The sequence below is a fragment of the Virgibacillus salarius genome (assembly GCF_039521925.1).
Classification (GTDB): Bacteria; Bacillota; Bacilli; order Bacillales; family Amphibacillaceae; genus Virgibacillus; species Virgibacillus salarius.
The window spans coordinates 1-18,467 of sequence record NZ_BAAACY010000169.1; the positions used below are offsets into that span (position 1 = coordinate 1).

The following is an 18,467-nucleotide window of genomic DNA, read 5'->3' on the forward strand; positions in this document are numbered from 1 at the left end:
CAGTAGCTATTATTCCATAATAGCTACTAGAGGAAGCGTAAATCTGAGCATTTAGTGATAAGGAATGAGCAAATTTTGCTCAGTTTTTTTTATGTGTGTCAATAAGCCCATTACTTTAGGTGGTTTTTTTCTTACAATCTCTTAATCTTCAGTTTAGTTTGAATTAACAGAGCATCGTTATAATAGAATTAAATACAGAACAAAGAGAGGGAGATTTAATGAAGCGTATTGTTTCAATTTTGCTAATGACATTTATTGTCATGTCCATGTTTACCACAGCTACATTTGCATCAAACAGTGAAATTAGTAAGAGAAATAAAGTTGTCAATGTAGCACATAGGGGTGCATCAGGACATGCTCCAGAGAATACGATGGCAGCTTTTCATGAGGCGTTTAAAATGAAAGCAGATTACATTGAGATTGATGTTCAAATGTCAAAAGATGGAGAATTAGTACTTATTCATGACACCACACTAGACCGTACTACAAATGGAACGGGTTATGTTGGAGATCATACGTTAGAGGAATTAAAACAACTAGATGCAGGAAGTTGGTTCAGTGATGAATTTGCCGGCGAGAAGATTCCAACCTTCGAAGAAGTATTAGATGCTTTTCGCGGAAAAATTGGTATCTTAGTTGAGTTAAAATCACCAGAATTATATCCTGGTATCGAGGAGAAGGTAGCTAATGCATTAAAGGAACGAAATATGGATAAGCCAAGAAATAATAAGATTATTATTCAATCTTTCAATCATGATTCTGTGTTAACCACCAAATCTTTATTACCACGTATACCTGTAGGAGTACTGGCTGGGATGAGCTGGAAGGATGTTACGGATCAAGAGCTTGAGGAATTTGCTTCTTATGCTGACTATTTCAACCCAAATATGAATATTTTAGACGCTGAATTAGTAGACAGAATTCATGACATAGGTTTGGATATTTGGCCATATACGGTCAGAGAAAAGGAACAGGCAGATCGACTGTTAAAGCTAGGCGTGGATGGAATTATTACTGATTTTCCTGAATATGTATATGACCATCCTGGAAGACATAAATAAGGAACAAAAGCGTGTCCGATTAGAAACGTAGCGACTGGAGCGAGTCAACGGAGATAAAGGAATCACGGTGAGCTTACGATCCGATCCTGACTTATCGTAGGCGATTCATGAAGTCGCCTCGTTTCTGGACGCGGCTTAACACGCCCTTATTTATCCACATGGGATAATTTTATAATTTTCTTGATTTGCTGACTATGAAAAAAGGGGCTGAATAAGTTTAAAAAGACTTGAGGGCCCCTTTTTTATTTTAAGACTAAAATTCAGAAAACCAATTTAGCCGTTAACAATCGTTCCACCATTTACATGGATCATTTGTCCACTGACATAGCTTGAATCCTTACAAGCTAAATATACGTAAGCAGGGGCTAATTCCTCTGGTTGACCAGGTCTTTTCATTGGAGTATCCCCTCCAAAGGAATCAACTTTTTCTTTTGTGAATGTAGAAGGAATTAACGGTGTCCAAATTGGACCAGGTGCTACAGCATTTACACGAATTCCTTTGTCAGCTAATTCCTCTGATAGTGATCGAGTAAAGGATGTGATCGCTCCTTTTGTTGCAGAATAATCAATTAAATCTTTGCTACCTTGATATGCTGTTATGGATGAAGTATTGATGATCGCACTTCCTTTTTTTAGGTTAGGAAGTACTGCTTTGGTTAAATAAAACATACTGAAAATATTAGTACGAAATGTTTTCTCTAATTGGTTACTTGTAATATCCAATATACTTGACTGTGGATGCTGCTCAGCTGCGTTATTTACCAAGACATCGATTTTCTTAAACTTTTCGAGTGTTTCTGCTACAGCTGCTTCACAAAAGGCTTGATTACCTACATCACCATCGATGAGGATACATTTTTTTCCTACCTGCTCGACTAAGCGCTTTGTTTCATTAGCGTCAGAATGTTCATTAAGATATATAATCGCGATATCTGCACCTTCTCGCGCAAAGTGAATGCTTACTGCTCGTCCAATCCCACTATCTCCTCCAGTTATTAAAGCAACCTTACCATATAATTTATTGCTACCATGATAGTCTGCACGGATGTATGCTGGTTCAGGCTTCATCTTTGCTTCTATTCCTGGTTGTTTATTCTGCTGCTGTGCTGGGGGTGTCAGCTGTCCATTCTCTTTTTCCATTTTCATATTTATACCTCCTGTTAAGCTGCTTTCTTTACTCTAATGGAAAGTGTTAGTTTCATTTTCCCCGAATCGTACTTTTTCAATCATATAATTGCTAAGGCGTTATAATGTTCAACAAAACGGGACAATAAAAAAATACTCAGCATATGAATCTTTTTCTGAGTATTTTTTAAGTGAAAATAGTGGATACAGATTTCATGTAGAGAGTAAATCAAATTCCTTCTTTAATAAAATGATGTAGGAAAGGGCTTCTTTGGTGTGTTGTACATATATTCATGTGCAGAGCTGGCACCTTGAATTTTAAGAAAGGAATAAATTTCTCGATACATGACAATATCTATTTCACCGGTAACATATTTCTTTTGATAATAATCTAGAATATCATTCATAGAATTAGGAGACTGATTACGCTCATGTTGATACATCTGGATTAATTGATCGATGTACATGCTATCCCCTCCCTTTGTAAGTTTTGTACAACCTAATACTACATGATTATGATCGGAGGGCAGTTTTCATGCATGTAATTTTCGTTTTATCCTATAACGTGACTTACTTTAATTCTGTATCTGTTGGTACATTTGGTTGATCTGGCAAGTTTAAGGTGTGAATGACTTTATCGCTATTCATATCATATACCTTCATTTGATTATAGGAAAAGGTATATAGAACGTTATCGATAGATGCCATTCTTCTCGTTTCTGACTCCCATTCTGGATGGTCATTTTCCTGTTTCTGGTGTGTAATGGATTCCTTTATTTGAATGCCATTTTCAGACGAAATATTAAGTAATAAAGCCCCTTCAAATAAAAATTGCGGTTTTTCATATGTTATATCTGCTTCTTGGACAGTCTTTGTCTCAAAGAGAGTAACTGGAAAGCCAAATAGATTTTTGTCCGGATGTTGATACAGTGCTTTATGATTATGGTTTAATTCGGTAAAGGAACCTTTTTCACCGATCACCTTACTAAACGTTTCTTTTGGTTTAGTAGGGTTACTAACATCAAAGATAGATATCTTAATTCCGCCGGTTTGTACAAGTGGTTCTGCATGATTCGTATTATTATCAACCTCGGTGTGCATTCCAAATCCTATCACATGCTGTTTATCCAATGGGTGTAAATAATTACTAAATCCAGGGATTTTTAATTCGCCCAAAACGTTTGGATTTTTGGGGTCTTTTAAGTCAATCACGAATAAAGGATCGATTTGTTTAAATGTAACCATATAAGCGACATTATCCATAAAACGAACACTATAGATTCGTTCGTCTTTTGCCAATCCTTCAATGGATCCTAGTCTATTTAATTCTAGATCAAATGTATATAAATTATTTGTAGTGTTTTCGTTTTCATCTATTCTATCGTTCGTAGTGGCTACACGAAAGTTATCCTTTCGTTCATCCATAGCAAATTGATTAATTAAGGTACCTGGCACCGTTGTCGAAGCTTGAAATTCTATATTGCCATTGTCTACAGCAAATTGCATGATTTCCGTTTTTACAGGCATTGGTGCAATCATTGTTGCTGTCTCTTCACTTCTTGAAGTATTATTTTGTTGGTACTTAGCAACAGCAATATACATATGCCGTTTGGACATATAGATGTCATGTGAAGCACCTAAATAGGATTGTATCTTTGCTGTTTCATTTATATTGTTGAGATCGATGGAGGTAAAGAGCAAGAAGTTCTTTTCCTCACTTTCTGGAAAGAAATACATATCATCATAGTTAATAGGCTTTCCATCTTTTCCATCTTTTGCATCTGCAGCAGTATCCTTTATAAATGGACGGATTTCTGGATTAGAATCAGCTTCTTCTAAGATTCTAAAATCAGGTTGCTCATTAGCAATAAGATATAGTTGGTTATCTGTTTTCCGTGAAGCTGAATAATTTCCTTCCAATGTTACTTCCCGAATCCGCTCGGGATTTTCCTTGTTGGAGATATCATAAATAAACACTGTAGTTTGACTGTGATGTGGCATTATATCTCTTGTTAGAGAACTGTTTTGTTGCTTTGTTGAATGATTATCCTCTTTACGTATCGGTTTATAACTATGGCCTATACTAATAAGATAATTATCATGTAAATATAGTTCCAACGGTTGAAAATTTTTCTCTGTAATTGTACTAATTACATTGCTTTCATTACTTCCCGCCGTAACTATGAGCAAATCATTTTCGCGTGAGAAGTAAAGATATTCTCCATCACTTTTTAGCTGGTCTCCCTCGTCGATACCTGCTACTTGAACATTTGTATTTGAAGTAGGAGTTGCAGCGGGCTTATCAGCTGCTAATTCGTTTGTCGATTCAGCCGTATTCGCAGATTCCTCTTTAATTGTCATCGTGGATCGTTCTTTAAGGATTGTTATTAATTGTTGTGCATCTTTGATTTTTGGAATATCGTTAACGACTGTAAACGTATGTGTGAGAGCATCCGAGAGGTAGTCTCCCTTTGCTGTTTTTACGCGATTAGATATGTTAATTTGGTAGGTGTGATCTTGTTGATAGCCATTTTCTGCATTAATTTTCAAAATGGTGTTTGATTCTTCCCAGTCAAAGGAAATAGATAAGGGCTCATTGTTTTCATTACGAATGGTAACACTTTCTTGTGTAATTGAATTTGGATCCATTTCTTTATTAAAATGAATGGTCCAAATTTTAGCTGCGGTAGCATAACTTGTGGCATTTGGTATATTTGCGGTTACCTTATTTGTTGTAAGCGAATAAAAAATTCCTACGCTGCATAGTAGAATTACTAAAAATAGCAATCCAGTTATTTGCTTATTCATTATCGAACCTCCTTTTATTTTGTTGGTGAAAAATTATTAATATTTACTTGAATACATCTATTTGAAGCGTGAATGCTTACTTATCTAGTTAGACGGACAAAATGATTGATTTGTTACAATGTTGTCAAAAAAAAGCTTAACCCAAGTTTAGGGTTAAGCGAAGTCATTACTTAGAGTTATTCAAGAAGAAAAGTGCAATTGTTCCAGGGCCTGAATGAGAACCAATCGCGGAGCCAACCATTTCAATAACGACATCTTTAACAGGAAATTTCTCTTTGATCATTGCAGCAAGTTGCTTTGCACGTTCAAGGTCATCACCATGAGAAATTCCAATTGTTTGATCTGTGAAATCTTTGCCCCGTTCTTCCATTAAGTCTAACATGCGTTGAAATAACTTTTTGGAACCACGGATTTTTTCTAAAGGAATTAATTTTCCATCTTCTACATGAAGAATAGGTTTTATCTTTAAAAGTGTGCCTACAAATGCAGCTGTTCGGCTAACTCGACCACCACGGTATAAATATTCTAAATTATCTACCGTGAAAATATGTTCCATATTTACTGCATATGTACGTGCAGCTGAGATTATCTCTTCCAATGTTGCGCCTTGTTTAGCAAGCTTAGCTGTATGAAGAACTACAAGTCCATAGCCTAGGGAAGCGCATTTTGTATCGATAACGTGAATAGGTGCTTCTGGGTGAATCTCCTTTACTTCCTGTTCCATCATCTTAGCTGTTTGATAGGTACCGGAAAGTTCAGAAGAAAATGCAAGATACACTAGAGGTTGATTTGACTCAGCGTAAGCAGTAAAAATATCTTTAAAAGTTTGTGGAGAAACCTGTGATGTTTTTGGGCTTTTCCCTTCTCTCATGGCATGATAAACTGTCTTAGGGTTAATTGTTTTTCCATCTTCATAATCATTATCATCAAGATGAACCGTTAATGATACCATTTCTATATCAAATTCGTTATAATAAGTCATTGACAAATCACATGCGGAATCCGCAAGAATTTTTATCGTCATATATATTCACCTGCATTTCTAAACTAGACTTTATTTTAGTTTAAATTGAATTTGTAGGATAGTCAAAATATATTTACGTAAAATTTTAAAAAATGTAAAAAATAATCAGTATGTTATACCAATTTGTAGGGAGGTAGCTATGTTTATATTTGAAGCAAAACGGATTTTCGTAGTCATTTTTGGAGCATTCTTAAATGCGTTGTCGCTAAACTTTTTCCTCATTGGAGCAAATGTATATGCTAGTGGGTTTACGGGTGCTGCCCAGCTGGTTTCTAGTGTATTTAACGATTTCATTGGTATAGGCGTTAGTACGGGAATTTTACTTGCAGTATTCAATATTCCTGTAGCGATCTTAGGCTGGTTTAAAGTAGGGAAAGGGTTTACGGTATACAGTATCATATCTGTAATGTTTACATCCGTATTTTTAGAATTATTACCTGTATTAGAAATTTCCGAAGATATAATTTTAAATGCTGTATTTGGCGGAGTGATTGCAGGAACGGGTGTAGGATTAACCTTGAAGGTAGGTGCATCTACTGGGGGGATGGATATTGTAGCAATGGTATTATCTAGAATGAAGGATCGCCCAATTGGAACGTATTTCTTAATGCTCAATGCAATTATTATTGCTTTGGCAGGGATTCTTTATCAACCAGAAAATGCTTTATATACATTATTAACATTGTATGTAACTACCCGTGTAATCGATGCTATTCATACACGCCATGAAAAAGTAACCGCGATGATTATTACCCATAAAGCGGATGAATTACAAAAAGAAATTCACAAAACGATGGTAAGAGGGATCACTATTTTGCCTGCTAAAGGTGCATATACAAAAGCAGATAAGCACATGATGTACCTAGTTGTGACACGCTATGAGTTATACGACCTGGAACGGATTATTAATGAAGTTGACCCCAATGCGTTTACCAATATTGTACAAACGACGGGCATATTTGGGTTCTTCCGAAGAGATTGATCCTTAAAATAGGCATAAGAGAAGGGGATACGATGAAATATTTCAGTGTTATTTTAATCTTATTATTTCTAATGGGGTGTGGTGACCAAGCGGAAACAGGTGATGATTCATCAAACCATTCCTCGATGAATAAGGAAACAACTGCTAATACTGCAGTAAGTTTTCGGAATATCGATATAAAGGTAGAAGATGGAAAAGCTATTATGGAAGGAGAAGTCAATGCAAGAAATACAGAAGTATTCTATATCCTTGAACATCAAAATCAAGAAATAATTAGCGAAAAACAAGCAAATACCAAACAACAGTCAGTAGCATGGATGGATTTTACTCTGGAAGTTTCACTTCCAGAAGAGGTGATGACTGGAAAAGAGCCACCGATTTTAATTCTTTATGGAAAAAATGAACAAGATGAAAGGATTAATGCAAATTATTTTCCAGTTGATATAAATAATGAATAATGACACAAAAAGGTCATGCAATCAAATGCTGACCTTTTTTATAGCCATATGATGTATGGCTTAATAGCCATAGTTTTCTAATACACTTATTACTTGGGGAGAAAGGTTATCCCATTCAACATCGAATTTTTTGTTTATGGTGATAAAGTTTTGGTAGCCAAATACATTATCAACACCTTCTAATTCCATAAGATCATTTAAAATTTGATGTTCGCTCGTATCACCAGGCATAACAGAAATGCTGTTTGTTCCTTCAAAAATTAGTTTATCCGTTGTAAATTTCAACGCGTTTGGGTTTGGGGTGGCTTCTGCTCGAATTCCCATTCGTCATCCCTCCTAAATCATACTTACTTCTATAGTAGCAGAAAAAGGTGGGATAAAAAAGCATTTTGTCGAATGAAATCCATGATACTTAAAGGATTCATTTGCATCAGAATAAAAGTACAAGTGTCCGATTAGAAACGTAACGACTAGAGCGAGTCAACGGAGATAAAGGAAACACGGTGAGCTTGCGAGTCATGATGACTTATCGTACGCGATTCGTGAAGTCGCCTCGTTTCTGGAATGTGGAGCTGGGCGCGGCTCAGCACGCCCATATGTATCCGCATGGGCTATTTTTATAATTTCCCAGACAATAAAACTGCCTCTTCAAGTGGAAGAGACAGTTTTATTGCTTAAAGTAAATCCGTTTCATCATGTCCATTAAAAACTAATGAATTGGAATTTACCTTCACAATATATGCAGAGGCTACTGTAATTGATTATGCTGTTTTAGTTGGTTCTCCAATTGCTGTAATTGCTGCTTTTCCTCAGGAGTGGCTTCATTATATGCAGCTTGTATAGCATTTTGTGCTGCTTGCTTATCCTGAGCACTAGCATTGTTTCCTTGCATATTCATAAAGTTTGTAACAGCATTTCTAGCTTGTTGAAAAAGGTTATTGTTATTATTATTCAACTTAAAAACCTCCTACTGTGTGGTTATCTGCTTCTTCCTGTTTTCTTTCTGCATCAGAGAATCTTGCCCTGTACGGAAATCGCTCAGCATGTTTTTTAACAGAATCAGCGCTCTGTTGGCTAAAACGCTTAGACTTACTTCCTTTTCCCACGATACTTCCTCCTTAGGAAAACTATTTTGGAAAGAATCATGTTACACAAAAGCATGTTTAGCGTTCTTGAATAGCGCTCGCTATCCTTTTAGTCAGAATGGTACATTTGGAAGTTATGCAAAAAGTGAACGCATGTAGGCGTTCACTTCTAGTATGGCTGCTATGTTTTTTTATATAGTAGGAAATATTTGTGAATAATTAAACGGATTCAACCTCTAATTTTAAATATTCTTGAAGGAAGTTACCAATGCCATCCTCTTCGTTTGTATCAGTTATGTGTTTTGCCACAGCTTTTAATTCATCAATGGCATTTCCCATTGCAACACCAACACCAGCATAGTCAATCATTTCCAAGTCATTATCTTCATCGCCAAAGGCAATGATTCTCTCCTTTGGAATATGGTAATAATGAGCGACCTTTTGTAGACCTACCGCTTTATTCATCCCTTTTCTAACAATTTCTATGATATTCCACGGTGCACCCCATTTGCGATGTTCAATTAAATCAGCATGGTACTGATCAAGATGCTGACGCAACGTAGTAATATGATCTTCTTTTGGGTGAATAAGAATAGAAGTTGGATCTTCTCTTAATTTATTCTTAAGACTTCCAATGGTAAATGGCGGATCATTTTGAGTCATATGGAAGATGTCAATAATTGCTTGATCGTATTGATCCAAATAAACCTCATCCATAACCTCCGCTAACACATTATGGACATTAAGCTCATAGCAGGCTTCGACAATCTTATGTGCAGTTCTTATGGGCATAGGACTATGTAGCGCATCCCATTTACTATCTTGAGGATGATGAATTAGCGCACCATTAAAATTCACCATAGGTGTTGATAAACCAAGGTTTTTATAATAGTTAATACTAGCTCGATGTGGTCTTCCAGTAGCAATAACAACTATATGCCCTTCATCCATTGCTTTCCATATCAGCTGTTTGGTTCGGGGACTAATTTCCTTTTTATCTGTTAAAAGCGTACCATCTAAATCCAATGCGATTAAATGTCTATTCGTTTGCATAATTATTTCACCTCATCTGACAATAGTGTATAGTTGATAGTTATAGATGTAAAGTAAAATTTATCTAAGCATCATTTGCATTTCCAAACAATGGAATAGTAAAATTGTAAATGAAAACATACGTAAGGGGACAGTCACGATGATTGGAATATATGAAGAACAAATAAATAACATTCCGAGCTTGATTGTAGTTGAAGCAGATAAAGCAAAAGAAGCACTACCTGTCATCACATATTTTCATGGATTTACGAGTGCAAAAGAACATAACCTTCCTTTAGCGTTTTTACTTGCTGAAAAAGGATACAGGGTTATCTTACCAGATAGTAAATACCATGGTGCTAGAGAACAAGAAGTATCCTCTTTAAAACGACAAGTGTCTTTCTGGGAAATCGTCATACAAAATGTAAAAGAGCTAAAGGATGTAAAAGAATATCTAGATGATAAAGGTCTTGTCTTAAATGACCAATTTGGTATTGCAGGGACCAGTATGGGTGGTATCACCACTTCAGCAGCCCTTACACAGTATCCTTGGATTAAAACGGCGGCGATTTTAATGGGCTCTCCTAAGATAACAACCTATGCAAAAACACTGGTTGATAGCTTTAAAAAGATGGGGAATCTTCCGGTAACGGATGAAGAAATTAATTCCTTATATGAGCAATTGAAGTTATACGATTTGTCTGAACGGCCAGAAAAATTAAATCAACGTCCGTTGTTATTTTGGCATGGAGAAGACGATCCAGTTGTTCCGTTTGACCATTCCTATACTTTTTATGAACAAGTTGCCAAGGATTATATGAATCCGGAAGACATTGTATTTTTGAAGGAAGCCAATCGTGGGCATAAAGTGGGAAGGTATGCCATATTAGAAACAGTTAAATGGTTTGATAGGCATTTGTAGTTTGAAACAATGATATTTAAAAAAATCTATAAATATGTTTAAATAGTAATATCAAGTTAGAGGAGGTATGAGGGTATGGATGAAGCGCTAAAAGAGAATTTAATGGGTGCCTTAGAAAATGTTATTGATCCTGAATTAGGTATTGATATTGTTAATTTAGGTCTAATATATGATGTTGATTTAAATGACGAAGGTGTATGTAAAGTAACGATGACACTTACTGCAATGGGGTGCCCACTTGCTGGACATATCGAGCAAGATGTAAAGCATGCACTATTTGATATACCAGAAGTCAAGGAAACAGAAGTAAATATTGTTTGGAATCCACCTTGGGGTAAAGAAAGAATGTCTCGCTATGCTAAAATTGCCTTAGGTATTCCTGATTGATAATAATTTAGGTTAATTCATAGTATATGGATTGACCTTTTTATTTAGAATGATTAGGGTTGGTTTTTTCTTTCTAAAAAGGAGATGAACCACTAAACGTAGCTGAAGCAATAACGAAGGTAATAAGTTCTGACGCAGGGGCAGTTAATCCATTTATTGGAATGGTTCGTGAATTTACGAAAGGTAAACGAACCGTTTATTTAGAATACCAAGCATATAGAACGATGGTTTGGCAGAGAAAATGTTAGCGCAAATTGGCGACGAAATTAACCAAAAATGGGATAATGCGGATACGGTAATTATTCATCGAATTAGTAAGTTAGATACTTCAGATATTGCTGTTGTCATTGCAGGATCAACTCCACATCGTAAGGATACGATCGAAGCAAGTAGTTATGCTATGGAACGGTTGAAAGAAATTGTCCCTATTTGGAAGAAGGAGCATTAGGATAATGAAGAGGTTTGGATAGGTGTTCAAATACAGGAGAATACGAATGAAGTCTCTGTGATAGCGAAAGGGGAATTTCACTTGATTAAGGTGTTGATGGTTGCTGAAATAAAAGAAATAGTAAAAGATAAAATTTTACTGGGCGGAGCTGGGATGACTGTAAGGGAATTAAAGGAGAAATTGCAAGTAACATTAAGCGTGGAAGTATAGAGTCTGCACTCGTTGTAATTAACGAGGAATATGTGGATGAGCAGACATTGTTGAAAGAGGGCGATGTAGTAGCTATCATTCTCATCTGTTAGTGGGGGATAATCGAGCTGCTTGTCTGTATGAATAATAAAGCTGGATGACAATAAGTTATAACGGATTGAAGTGTGTAATAGGCTAGGAGAAGTACAGTCAATTACAGTTATTATGAGTTAAAAGGGCGGACTGCTTTTTCGTTGGCATTCCGCGTATTAATGAATAGTACATAAGTGAACAGGGCATTCTTCGCAATTAATGGCATTTTTAAGGTATTGTAAATTATGAATAGTAATGTATCCTTTGCAAATAGTTAGAATCCCTTTGCGCTTTAACTCGTTTAGTAAACGACTAACACTTTCTCTTGTTGTACCGCAGAAATTAGCTAGCTCTTGATTCGTAAGAGCTATGTTAATGAAGATAGCTTGTTCCTGCTTGAGCCCATAGCTATTTGATAATCTAATTAATGTTGAGTAGAGGGCACCACGCTTTCCAAACATGACTAAATCTCTGAATTTAGTTTGATCTCTCCGTAATGCGTTATTCATTAAATTGATAAAATCAATTGCCAGCTTACCGTCTTTTTGTAATTCTGTTTTTAGTCGTGAGGTAGTAAAAACAGCCGCTTTCGTATATTCTAGAGCCTTAGCATGTAATAAGAAGAAGTTACTTTCTAAACCTATATTTAATTCACCGATCACGTCTCCAGTAGAACATAAGCGTAAGGAAAGCTCTTTACCATCAGGAGAGGTTTTACCAACTTCGACTTTCCCCGATTGGATGATATATAGTTCTGTTGCTAGATCGGCTTCATGAAATACATAGTCTCCTGCTCGGAATTCTTGATAATAATCAGGATTATTTAGTAACTGTGTTAGTCTCTGAGAAAATCCATTTGCAGTACTCATATAAAGCTCCTCCAATCCATGAAGATCATCCGTTAAAAAATAGAAGCAGCAGTCATTAAACTGCTGCTTGAAGAAAATAATTATGTTACAAGAAAATAATAACAAGGATACCTACAATAAAGCAATAAAATGCAAAGTATTTCAGGTTTCCTTTGGCCATAATATTAATAAACCATTTTAAAGCAAAATACGAAGCGATGATTGAAGCAAGAAATGCTAATATGTTCGGAATCATTAATGCGCTAAACTCTGGGCTAGTAACTATTTTTGGTAACTTTAATACCGTTATCCCTAAGCTAACAGGAATGTATAGTAGAAACGAGAATCGTAATGCAGTCTCTTGTTTCATACCAACTAACATCGCTGCTACAATCGTAGCACCTGAACGACTAATCCCTGGAATGAGTGATACTGCTTGGGCAGCCCCTACAATTAATGCGTCCTTTACAGTTAGATCACCATCATTTTTCTTCCCTCTAAGGTTTCGAATAACCCATAATGCTGCTCCCGTAACTAACAATGTGTAGCCGACAACTACAGGGAAACTTAGTTTCTCACTAATATAATCCTCGAATAATAGTCCTAAAATTCCTGTAGGAATCGTAGCAATGATTAGAAATAAAATAAACTGAAAATCCGCCTTTGCTGTTTCTTCTTTTTTACTAAGATAACGCCAGCCATTTACAATTAGGCGAATAATATCTTTGCGGAAGATAACAAGAACAGCCAGTAATGAACCAAAATTAACAAGTATTTCAAAGGAAAGACCTTTGATTTCTATACCAAAAAGTTCTCGTAAAATGACTAAGTGCCCGCTTGATGAAATTGGAATTGGTTCTGCAAATCCTTGAAATAATCCTAGAATTACATATTTTATTAATGTCCCAAGTTCGGTTAGTGTTTCCATGAAATGTTCCTCCTCTTAATGTATTATTTATTTTTATCACTTATAGTCACCAACCCATAGGCTAATGAATAGGCTAGGTGGTGAGGAGGTAGATAAAAATGAATAATAATTATCAACATATATACGATGTGTGCAAAGATCATATGCATGCTTATGTGCTTATTGAATTAGCAGATGGTTCCAGTATTGATGGTATTATCACGGGACTAGATCAGGAATCAGTTTACATTGCAGTACCTTTAGAAGGTCATGAACAACAAAATATGATGTCTCAGCATCAGGCACCCTCCCATCAAAGACAATTCGGATATGGGTATCCTGGTTATGGGTATCCACCACCACGTTTCAGAAGATTAATTTTGCCATTAGCTGCGATTGCTGCATTAAGTATTCTGCCATGGTACTAAGACTACAAATGTTCGCATAGCAGCGAAATGTCTACACGTACTAATTCCTAGGATAGAACATAGTAAAACCCTTGCCCACTGTGCAGAGAAGGCAAGGGTTTATCCGGGCATACACAGGTTATTCCTCTCACTTACAGATTTACTATCGAAATATAAGATCAATTCACCTGTTTTCGTATTCCATCTACCGAATGGCAGCTATGCATAGTTGCTAAAGAACATGCTAATCACATTAATTTTCATGATTAGCTTCTGTTTGATCATCAGTTAACACACTATCACCCAATATGGTAATGGCTATAAACATAGTAACAGCAAGTACGATTGTACCCATGACGTCAAATTTATCGCCACCCATGCTTGATAAAACATAAGAAAGCACACTACTGATTAGAAGTGCCCAAACAATTGTTGCAATATAACGCATTTTATACACCTCAGCTTTTTGCAATTATCTCTACTTCATCTTTAATTAGTTTACCAAAACCGATAGGAAAAAAAAAGTATTTCTTTAGGTTATTGCTGCCATTGTTAATTAGGTATGCATCCCGCTTACTTTTATGTAAGAGGAACTACATAAATGTTTAGTTCCAATTGACGGTTCAAAGGGGGAGGAGAATTATTTATGACTTGTTTAGTTATAAATTGTAATCATTGGATAGGTTATCATATTGTCAATGATCTATTGGAAAAAGGTTGGGAAGTCGATGGATTAGTAAATGAGCAGCTAAATGATTCACTAAGCCTTTATTATGGAAGAAATAGTAATTTTTCGTTTTATCAAAGTGCAAATAAAAAACACTATGATACAAAGATTCATGTAGGTTCTATGAAAAGGGTAGAAGAAGTATCAGCAGATCTATCTGTAGTAATTCATTCAGTAGCTCCTGATCATTTACATGCGAATGATTTTTTTATTAAAGCTCCCTTACTTTTTGGTGAATGGATGCCTATGACTGAGAATGGAATGTATCGTAATCAACTCTTCATTCCGTTTAATTCAACATATTTCCTTACAGAGGCTGTCTATATTAAGGATTTCATGCATGCATTTATGGATTGGCTGGAAAAAGATAATAAAAAAGGTGAAAATAAAGAAAATAAGCAAATAAAACTTGAAAAATCAGCTTATCTTCGTGACAATATACCTATAGAAGAAAAATTAGATCATGTATTAGAGCATTATCATTTGAATAAGGAAATCTATTAGGTATGTTGGGTAATAAAAAATGCATATAGATTGGAGTGCCCACAATTGCAGAAGTTTGGATTGCTAGTAATTTTACTAATATTTGCAGTTATTATTGTAACTGGTTGTAGTTCCAATGTGGGTCAAGGGAAAATGCAAAATGTTGGAATGCTATTGGAAACTTCCATTAGTGACCAAGTATGGGCTGAAAAGGGATATCAAGGGTTAAATGAAATAGGTGAAACGTTTGATACCGATGTCTATTATAAAGAAAATATTAAAACAGAGGCAGAAGTAATTAAAGCAGTAGATGAGTTTGTACAGCATGGAGTAAATCTTGTTTTTGGACACAGTAGTATTTATGGGAAATACTTTACAGATATAGCAAAAAATTATCCTGACTTACATTTTGTTTATTTTAATGGTGGATATTTTTCTGATAATGTAACCAGTTTTAACTTTAATGCACATGCAATGGGTTTTTTTGCTGGTGTTTTGTCAGGGGCTATGACAGAGACAGATAAAGTAGGGATAGTTGCTGCTTACGAATGGCAACCAGAGATAGAAGGATTTTTTGAAGGTGTAAAATATCAAAATCCTCAAGCAGCTGTACAACTTGAATTTTTAAATGATTGGAACGATACGCAAACGGCAACGCAAATTTATCAAACGATGAAGCACGAAGGAACAGATGTGTTTTATCCAACGGGTGATGCTTATAGTGCTGAAATTATTGAGCGAGCAAAGCAGGACGGTAATTATGCAATTGGTTATGTGACCGATCAATCCGCAGTTGGTAGAAAAACGGTATTAACGAGTACGATTCAACATGTGGACAAGCTGTATCATTATGCTGCAGAACAATTTAATGATGGGGAGCTTGAAGGCGATATAAAAACATTCGACTTTCAAGATGATGCGATATCGTTAGCCCCATTTAGCTCAGATGTTCCAATTGCCATCCAGAAGCAACTGAAACAAATGGTTGATGCCTATACGGAAACAGGATTACTACCTCATGAGCAGTAATGTGACAACCATGAAGCTAACTTGCAAATTAGGGTAAAATACATTAAAATTAGTACCAAGTCATAATAATAGATAATAACATTATGTTTAAGGAGATGGAAATATGAATGTTGGTGTTTTAGGTACAGGTCACTATGTTCCAGAAAAGATCGTGACAAATAAAGATATGGAAAAAATAGTGGAGACAAATGACGAATGGATCCGCACAAGAACAGGAATTGAAGAGCGAAGAATTGCAGGAGATGATATAGATACGTCAGATATGGCCTATTATTCCGCAATAGACGCTCTAGAGAATGCAGACATGACACCAGAAGATATTGATTTAATATTAGTTGCTACCGTGACACCAGATACACCCTTCCCCTCTGTAGCATGTATAATTCAAGAAAGATTAGGAGCAACAAATGCTGCTGCTATGGATATAAGTGCTGCCTGTTCTGGATTTATGTATGGAATGGTTACAGCCAAACAATTTATCGATACAAATACGTACAAACATGTACTAGTAGTTGGGGTGGAAAAACTTTCGAAAGTAACAGACTGGAAAGATCGAAGTACTTGTGTGCTCTTTGGTGATGGTGCAGGTGCCGCAGTAATGGGACCTGTTTCGCAAGGAAGAGGTATTCTATCCTTTGAGCTAGGATCTAATGGTGCTGGTGGGAAGGAATTATATCAAGACAAAGATAGCGGCTATATCTTTATGAATGGTCGTGAAGTGTTTAAGTTTGCTGTTAGACAAATGCCAGAGTCCTCTGTAAATGTAATTAAAGCAGCAGGTCATAACGAAGAGGATGTTGATTACTTAATTCCACATCAAGCAAATATTCGTATTATGGATGCTGCTAGAGAAAGACTTGGTATATCCGAAGATAAGATGGCGAAAACAGTGAAGAAATATGGGAATAATTCCGCAGCATCCATCCCTATTGCTTTATCAGAATCAATTAAAGATGGTAAAATAAACGATGATGATTTGATCGTTTTAGTAGGCTTTGGTGGTGGATTAACGTGGGGAGCTTTGGCATTACGCTGGGGCAGATAAATGTATATGATGTAGGAGGTCAATCGTATGGAGCAAAGAAGAGTAGTTATAACTGGTGTAGGAGCTATTAGTCCTGTTGGTAATGATGTAAATACGATGTGGGAAAATCTTATTAACGGGAAATCAGGTATTGACTATGTTACAAGAGTAGATAAAGATCTTTATGCAGCAAAGGTAGCTGCAGAGGTTAAGGATTTTGAGCCAACAAAGTATATAGAAAAAAGAGATGTCCGTAAAATGGACTTATTTACACAATATGCAGTTGTAGCATCTAAAATGGCAGTCGAGGACGCAAACCTAACGATAGATGAAAGTAATGAAAATCGGGTAGGTGTGTGGATTGGCTCCGGTATTGGTGGAATGCAGACATGGGAAGATCAGCATAAGAAGCTATTGGAAAAAGGTCCAAAACGGGTTAGTCCGTTCTTTGTGCCGATGATGATTCCGGATATGGCAGCTGGCCAAGTGTCGATTCAATTAGGTGCTAAAGGAATTAATTCCTGTACAGTAACTGCTTGTGCATCTGGCGCAAACTCTATTGGTGATGCTTTTAAGGCTATTCAGCGTGGCGATGCAGATTATATAATAACCGGTGGAACAGAAGCACCAATATCAAATATGGCTTTTGCTGGTTTTTCATCTGCCAAGGCTTTGTCTACAAACGAAGACCCAGAAAAGGCAAGCAGACCATTCGATAAAAATAGAGATGGGTTTATAATGGGTGAAGGTTCAGGTATATTGATTCTTGAAGACCTTGAAACGGCATTATCCCGTGGGGCACATATTTATGCTGAAATTGTTGGTTATGGCGCGACTGGTGATGCTTATCATATAACAGCACCTGCAGAAAGTGGAGAAGGTGCAGCCCGAGCAATGCAGCATGCATTGGATGATGCGTCGATTTCTGCTCAGGAAGTAGATTATATAAATGCTCATGGTACGGGTACAGATCTTAATGATAAATATGAAACAGCAGCAATTAAGGCTGTATTAAAGGAACATGCTGATAAAGTAGCAATTTCTTCAACAAAATCAATGACAGGACACTTACTTGGAGCTGCTGGAGGAATTGAGTCGGTTATTGCTGTAAAATCCATTGTAGATGGAATTATTCCACCGACAATTAACTATGAAACTCCAGATCCAGAATGCGATTTGGATTATGTCCCAAACGAAGCTAGAAAGCAGGATGTAAATGTTGTATTGAGCAACTCACTAGGTTTTGGTGGTCATAATGTTGCATTAGTATTTAAAAAATATGAATAGGCAATCAAAGTCGATCCGATTAAATGGGGGTCGGCTTTTTTATTGTCTAGGAAATTATAAAATTAGCCCATGTAGATAAATAGGCGCGTGCTGAGCGGCGTCTCCCGCAGAAACGAAGCGATCTTCACGAATCGCCCTAAT

Annotated in this window: 23 protein-coding genes and 1 pseudogene; 13 read left to right on the plus strand and 11 right to left on the minus strand. The window is 36.3% G+C overall.

The features are described 5' to 3' along the window. Nucleotides 1-218 precede the first annotated feature (218 nt). Nucleotides 219-1,061 (plus strand): glycerophosphodiester phosphodiesterase, encoded by an 843-nt coding sequence (locus tag ABDZ84_RS20160; protein WP_026680625.1) that lies wholly within the window; start codon nt 219-221, stop codon nt 1,059-1,061. 273 nt (nt 1,062-1,334) lie between these two features. On the opposite strand, the gene ABDZ84_RS20165 is transcribed toward ABDZ84_RS20160, so the two are convergent. The 4 genes from ABDZ84_RS20165 to ABDZ84_RS20180 all read right to left on the minus strand — a co-directional run bounded on the left by ABDZ84_RS20165 (nt 1,335) and on the right by ABDZ84_RS20180 (nt 6,018). Next, nucleotides 1,335-2,207, minus strand: a complete 873-nt coding sequence (locus ABDZ84_RS20165) for an SDR family oxidoreductase (RefSeq protein ID WP_026680626.1) — start codon at nt 2,205-2,207, stop codon at nt 1,335-1,337. Between the two features lie 221 nt (nt 2,208-2,428). Next, entirely contained in the window at nt 2,429-2,653 is a 225-nt protein-coding gene (yppF, locus tag ABDZ84_RS20170) for a YppF family protein (RefSeq protein ID WP_051388293.1), read from the minus strand. A gap of 103 nt (nt 2,654-2,756) precedes the next feature. Continuing rightward, complete coding sequence (locus tag ABDZ84_RS20175; protein ID WP_321133797.1) at nt 2,757-4,994, minus strand: beta-propeller domain-containing protein; 2,238 nt, start codon at nt 4,992-4,994, stop codon at nt 2,757-2,759. A 166-nt stretch (nt 4,995-5,160) separates the two neighbouring features. After that, nucleotides 5,161-6,018, minus strand: a complete 858-nt coding sequence (locus ABDZ84_RS20180; protein WP_026680628.1) for a DegV family protein — start codon at nt 6,016-6,018, stop codon at nt 5,161-5,163. 139 nt (nt 6,019-6,157) lie between these two features. Here ABDZ84_RS20180 and ABDZ84_RS20185 point away from each other — a divergent pair, with 139 nt between their 5' ends. Further along, on the plus strand, nt 6,158-7,000 hold the full coding sequence (locus ABDZ84_RS20185) for a YitT family protein (protein WP_026680629.1): 843 nt from the start codon (nt 6,158-6,160) through the stop codon (nt 6,998-7,000). A gap of 32 nt (nt 7,001-7,032) precedes the next feature. Beyond that, nucleotides 7,033-7,458: a hypothetical protein gene (locus tag ABDZ84_RS20190; protein ID WP_026680630.1), complete on the plus strand. Its 426-nt coding sequence runs from the start codon at nt 7,033-7,035 to the stop codon at nt 7,456-7,458. Nucleotides 7,459-7,518: 60 nt separating this feature from the next. Here ABDZ84_RS20190 and ABDZ84_RS20195 read toward each other — a convergent pair whose 3' ends face one another. The 4 genes from ABDZ84_RS20195 to ABDZ84_RS20210 all read right to left on the minus strand — a co-directional run bounded on the left by ABDZ84_RS20195 (nt 7,519) and on the right by ABDZ84_RS20210 (nt 9,596). Beyond that, nucleotides 7,519-7,782 carry a NifU N-terminal domain-containing protein gene (locus ABDZ84_RS20195; RefSeq protein ID WP_026680631.1) on the minus strand — a complete coding sequence of 88 codons (264 nt, stop codon included), beginning with the start codon at nt 7,780-7,782 and terminating at the stop codon, nt 7,519-7,521. Nucleotides 7,783-8,206: 424 nt separating this feature from the next. Beyond that, entirely contained in the window at nt 8,207-8,413 is a 207-nt protein-coding gene (locus tag ABDZ84_RS20200; RefSeq protein ID WP_026680632.1) for a DUF3813 family protein, read from the minus strand. A 1-nt stretch (nt 8,414) separates the two neighbouring features. Continuing rightward, nucleotides 8,415-8,564, minus strand: coding sequence for a hypothetical protein (locus tag ABDZ84_RS20205; RefSeq protein WP_162986391.1), 150 nt, complete (start codon nt 8,562-8,564; stop codon nt 8,415-8,417). 198 nt (nt 8,565-8,762) lie between these two features. After that, nucleotides 8,763-9,596 (minus strand): HAD family hydrolase, encoded by an 834-nt coding sequence (locus tag ABDZ84_RS20210; protein ID WP_026680633.1) that lies wholly within the window; start codon nt 9,594-9,596, stop codon nt 8,763-8,765. A 139-nt stretch (nt 9,597-9,735) separates the two neighbouring features. On the opposite strand from ABDZ84_RS20210, the gene ABDZ84_RS20215 reads away from it, so the two are divergent. From ABDZ84_RS20215 to ABDZ84_RS21540, 5 genes and pseudogenes are all read left to right on the plus strand, one after another. Beyond that, nucleotides 9,736-10,497, plus strand: coding sequence for a prolyl oligopeptidase family serine peptidase (locus tag ABDZ84_RS20215; protein ID WP_026680634.1), 762 nt, complete (start codon nt 9,736-9,738; stop codon nt 10,495-10,497). A 75-nt stretch (nt 10,498-10,572) separates the two neighbouring features. Then, on the plus strand, nt 10,573-10,884 hold the full coding sequence (locus ABDZ84_RS20220) for a metal-sulfur cluster assembly factor (RefSeq protein WP_026680635.1): 312 nt from the start codon (nt 10,573-10,575) through the stop codon (nt 10,882-10,884). A gap of 110 nt (nt 10,885-10,994) precedes the next feature. Beyond that, nucleotides 10,995-11,332: pseudogene (locus ABDZ84_RS20225) on the plus strand (molybdenum cofactor biosynthesis protein MoaE). 81 nt (nt 11,333-11,413) lie between these two features. Continuing rightward, complete coding sequence (locus tag ABDZ84_RS20230; RefSeq protein WP_255637735.1) at nt 11,414-11,542, plus strand: hypothetical protein; 129 nt, start codon at nt 11,414-11,416, stop codon at nt 11,540-11,542. Nucleotides 11,543-11,574: 32 nt separating this feature from the next. Continuing rightward, nucleotides 11,575-11,634: a hypothetical protein gene (locus ABDZ84_RS21540; RefSeq protein WP_366141137.1), complete on the plus strand. Its 60-nt coding sequence runs from the start codon at nt 11,575-11,577 to the stop codon at nt 11,632-11,634. Nucleotides 11,635-11,790: 156 nt separating this feature from the next. Here the strand turns inward: ABDZ84_RS21540 and ABDZ84_RS20235 are convergent, their stop codons facing one another. Further along, nucleotides 11,791-12,483 (minus strand): Crp/Fnr family transcriptional regulator, encoded by a 693-nt coding sequence (locus ABDZ84_RS20235; RefSeq protein ID WP_026680636.1) that lies wholly within the window; start codon nt 12,481-12,483, stop codon nt 11,791-11,793. Between the two features lie 85 nt (nt 12,484-12,568). After that, a complete protein-coding gene (locus ABDZ84_RS20240) occupies nt 12,569-13,390 on the minus strand; it encodes an undecaprenyl-diphosphate phosphatase (protein WP_343782798.1) in 822 nt (273 codons plus the stop codon). A gap of 98 nt (nt 13,391-13,488) precedes the next feature. Here ABDZ84_RS20240 and ABDZ84_RS20245 point away from each other — a divergent pair, with 98 nt between their 5' ends. Beyond that, a complete protein-coding gene (locus ABDZ84_RS20245; protein ID WP_026680638.1) occupies nt 13,489-13,797 on the plus strand; it encodes a hypothetical protein in 309 nt (102 codons plus the stop codon). 232 nt (nt 13,798-14,029) lie between these two features. Here the strand turns inward: ABDZ84_RS20245 and ABDZ84_RS20250 are convergent, their stop codons facing one another. Continuing rightward, a complete protein-coding gene (locus tag ABDZ84_RS20250; protein WP_026680639.1) occupies nt 14,030-14,224 on the minus strand; it encodes a DUF2929 family protein in 195 nt (64 codons plus the stop codon). 198 nt (nt 14,225-14,422) lie between these two features. Between ABDZ84_RS20250 and ABDZ84_RS20255 the strand changes: the two genes are divergently transcribed. The 4 genes from ABDZ84_RS20255 (at nt 14,423) to fabF (ending at nt 18,326) form a co-directional block, all read left to right on the plus strand. Then, entirely contained in the window at nt 14,423-15,007 is a 585-nt protein-coding gene (locus tag ABDZ84_RS20255) for a hypothetical protein (RefSeq protein WP_026680640.1), read from the plus strand. Nucleotides 15,008-15,052: 45 nt separating this feature from the next. Next, nucleotides 15,053-16,015, plus strand: coding sequence for a BMP family ABC transporter substrate-binding protein (locus tag ABDZ84_RS20260; protein ID WP_026680641.1), 963 nt, complete (start codon nt 15,053-15,055; stop codon nt 16,013-16,015). Nucleotides 16,016-16,118: 103 nt separating this feature from the next. Beyond that, the gene (locus ABDZ84_RS20265) at nt 16,119-17,060 is read left to right on the plus strand and encodes a beta-ketoacyl-ACP synthase III (protein WP_026680642.1); all 942 of its coding nucleotides are present in this window, start codon (nt 16,119-16,121) and stop codon (nt 17,058-17,060) included. Nucleotides 17,061-17,087: 27 nt separating this feature from the next. Then, the gene (fabF, locus tag ABDZ84_RS20270; protein WP_026680643.1) at nt 17,088-18,326 is read left to right on the plus strand and encodes a beta-ketoacyl-ACP synthase II; all 1,239 of its coding nucleotides are present in this window, start codon (nt 17,088-17,090) and stop codon (nt 18,324-18,326) included. The last annotated feature ends 141 nt before the right edge of the window (nt 18,327-18,467 follow it).

Bases quoted from the DNA above. Each gene is read 5' to 3' on its own strand.
- ABDZ84_RS20160 (WP_026680625.1), top strand. From the start codon at position 219: ATGAAGCGTATTGTTTCAATTTTGCTAATGACATTTATTGTCATGTCC.
- ABDZ84_RS20165 (WP_026680626.1), bottom strand. From the start codon at position 2,207: ATGAAAATGGAAAAAGAGAATGGACAGCTGACACCCCCAGCACAGCAG.
- yppF (WP_051388293.1), bottom strand. From the start codon at position 2,653: ATGTACATCGATCAATTAATCCAGATGTATCAACATGAGCGTAATCAG.
- ABDZ84_RS20175 (WP_321133797.1), bottom strand. From the start codon at position 4,994: ATGAATAAGCAAATAACTGGATTGCTATTTTTAGTAATTCTACTATGC.
- ABDZ84_RS20180 (WP_026680628.1), bottom strand. From the start codon at position 6,018: ATGACGATAAAAATTCTTGCGGATTCCGCATGTGATTTGTCAATGACT.
- ABDZ84_RS20185 (WP_026680629.1), top strand. From the start codon at position 6,158: ATGTTTATATTTGAAGCAAAACGGATTTTCGTAGTCATTTTTGGAGCA.
- ABDZ84_RS20190 (WP_026680630.1), top strand. From the start codon at position 7,033: ATGAAATATTTCAGTGTTATTTTAATCTTATTATTTCTAATGGGGTGT.
- ABDZ84_RS20195 (WP_026680631.1), bottom strand. From the start codon at position 7,782: ATGGGAATTCGAGCAGAAGCCACCCCAAACCCAAACGCGTTGAAATTT.
- ABDZ84_RS20210 (WP_026680633.1), bottom strand. From the start codon at position 9,596: ATGCAAACGAATAGACATTTAATCGCATTGGATTTAGATGGTACGCTT.
- ABDZ84_RS20215 (WP_026680634.1), top strand. From the start codon at position 9,736: ATGATTGGAATATATGAAGAACAAATAAATAACATTCCGAGCTTGATT.
- ABDZ84_RS20220 (WP_026680635.1), top strand. From the start codon at position 10,573: ATGGATGAAGCGCTAAAAGAGAATTTAATGGGTGCCTTAGAAAATGTT.
- ABDZ84_RS20235 (WP_026680636.1), bottom strand. From the start codon at position 12,483: ATGAGTACTGCAAATGGATTTTCTCAGAGACTAACACAGTTACTAAAT.
- ABDZ84_RS20240 (WP_343782798.1), bottom strand. From the start codon at position 13,390: ATGGAAACACTAACCGAACTTGGGACATTAATAAAATATGTAATTCTA.
- ABDZ84_RS20245 (WP_026680638.1), top strand. From the start codon at position 13,489: ATGAATAATAATTATCAACATATATACGATGTGTGCAAAGATCATATG.
- ABDZ84_RS20250 (WP_026680639.1), bottom strand. From the start codon at position 14,224: ATGCGTTATATTGCAACAATTGTTTGGGCACTTCTAATCAGTAGTGTG.
- ABDZ84_RS20255 (WP_026680640.1), top strand. From the start codon at position 14,423: ATGACTTGTTTAGTTATAAATTGTAATCATTGGATAGGTTATCATATT.
- ABDZ84_RS20265 (WP_026680642.1), top strand. From the start codon at position 16,119: ATGAATGTTGGTGTTTTAGGTACAGGTCACTATGTTCCAGAAAAGATC.
- fabF (WP_026680643.1), top strand. From the start codon at position 17,088: ATGGAGCAAAGAAGAGTAGTTATAACTGGTGTAGGAGCTATTAGTCCT.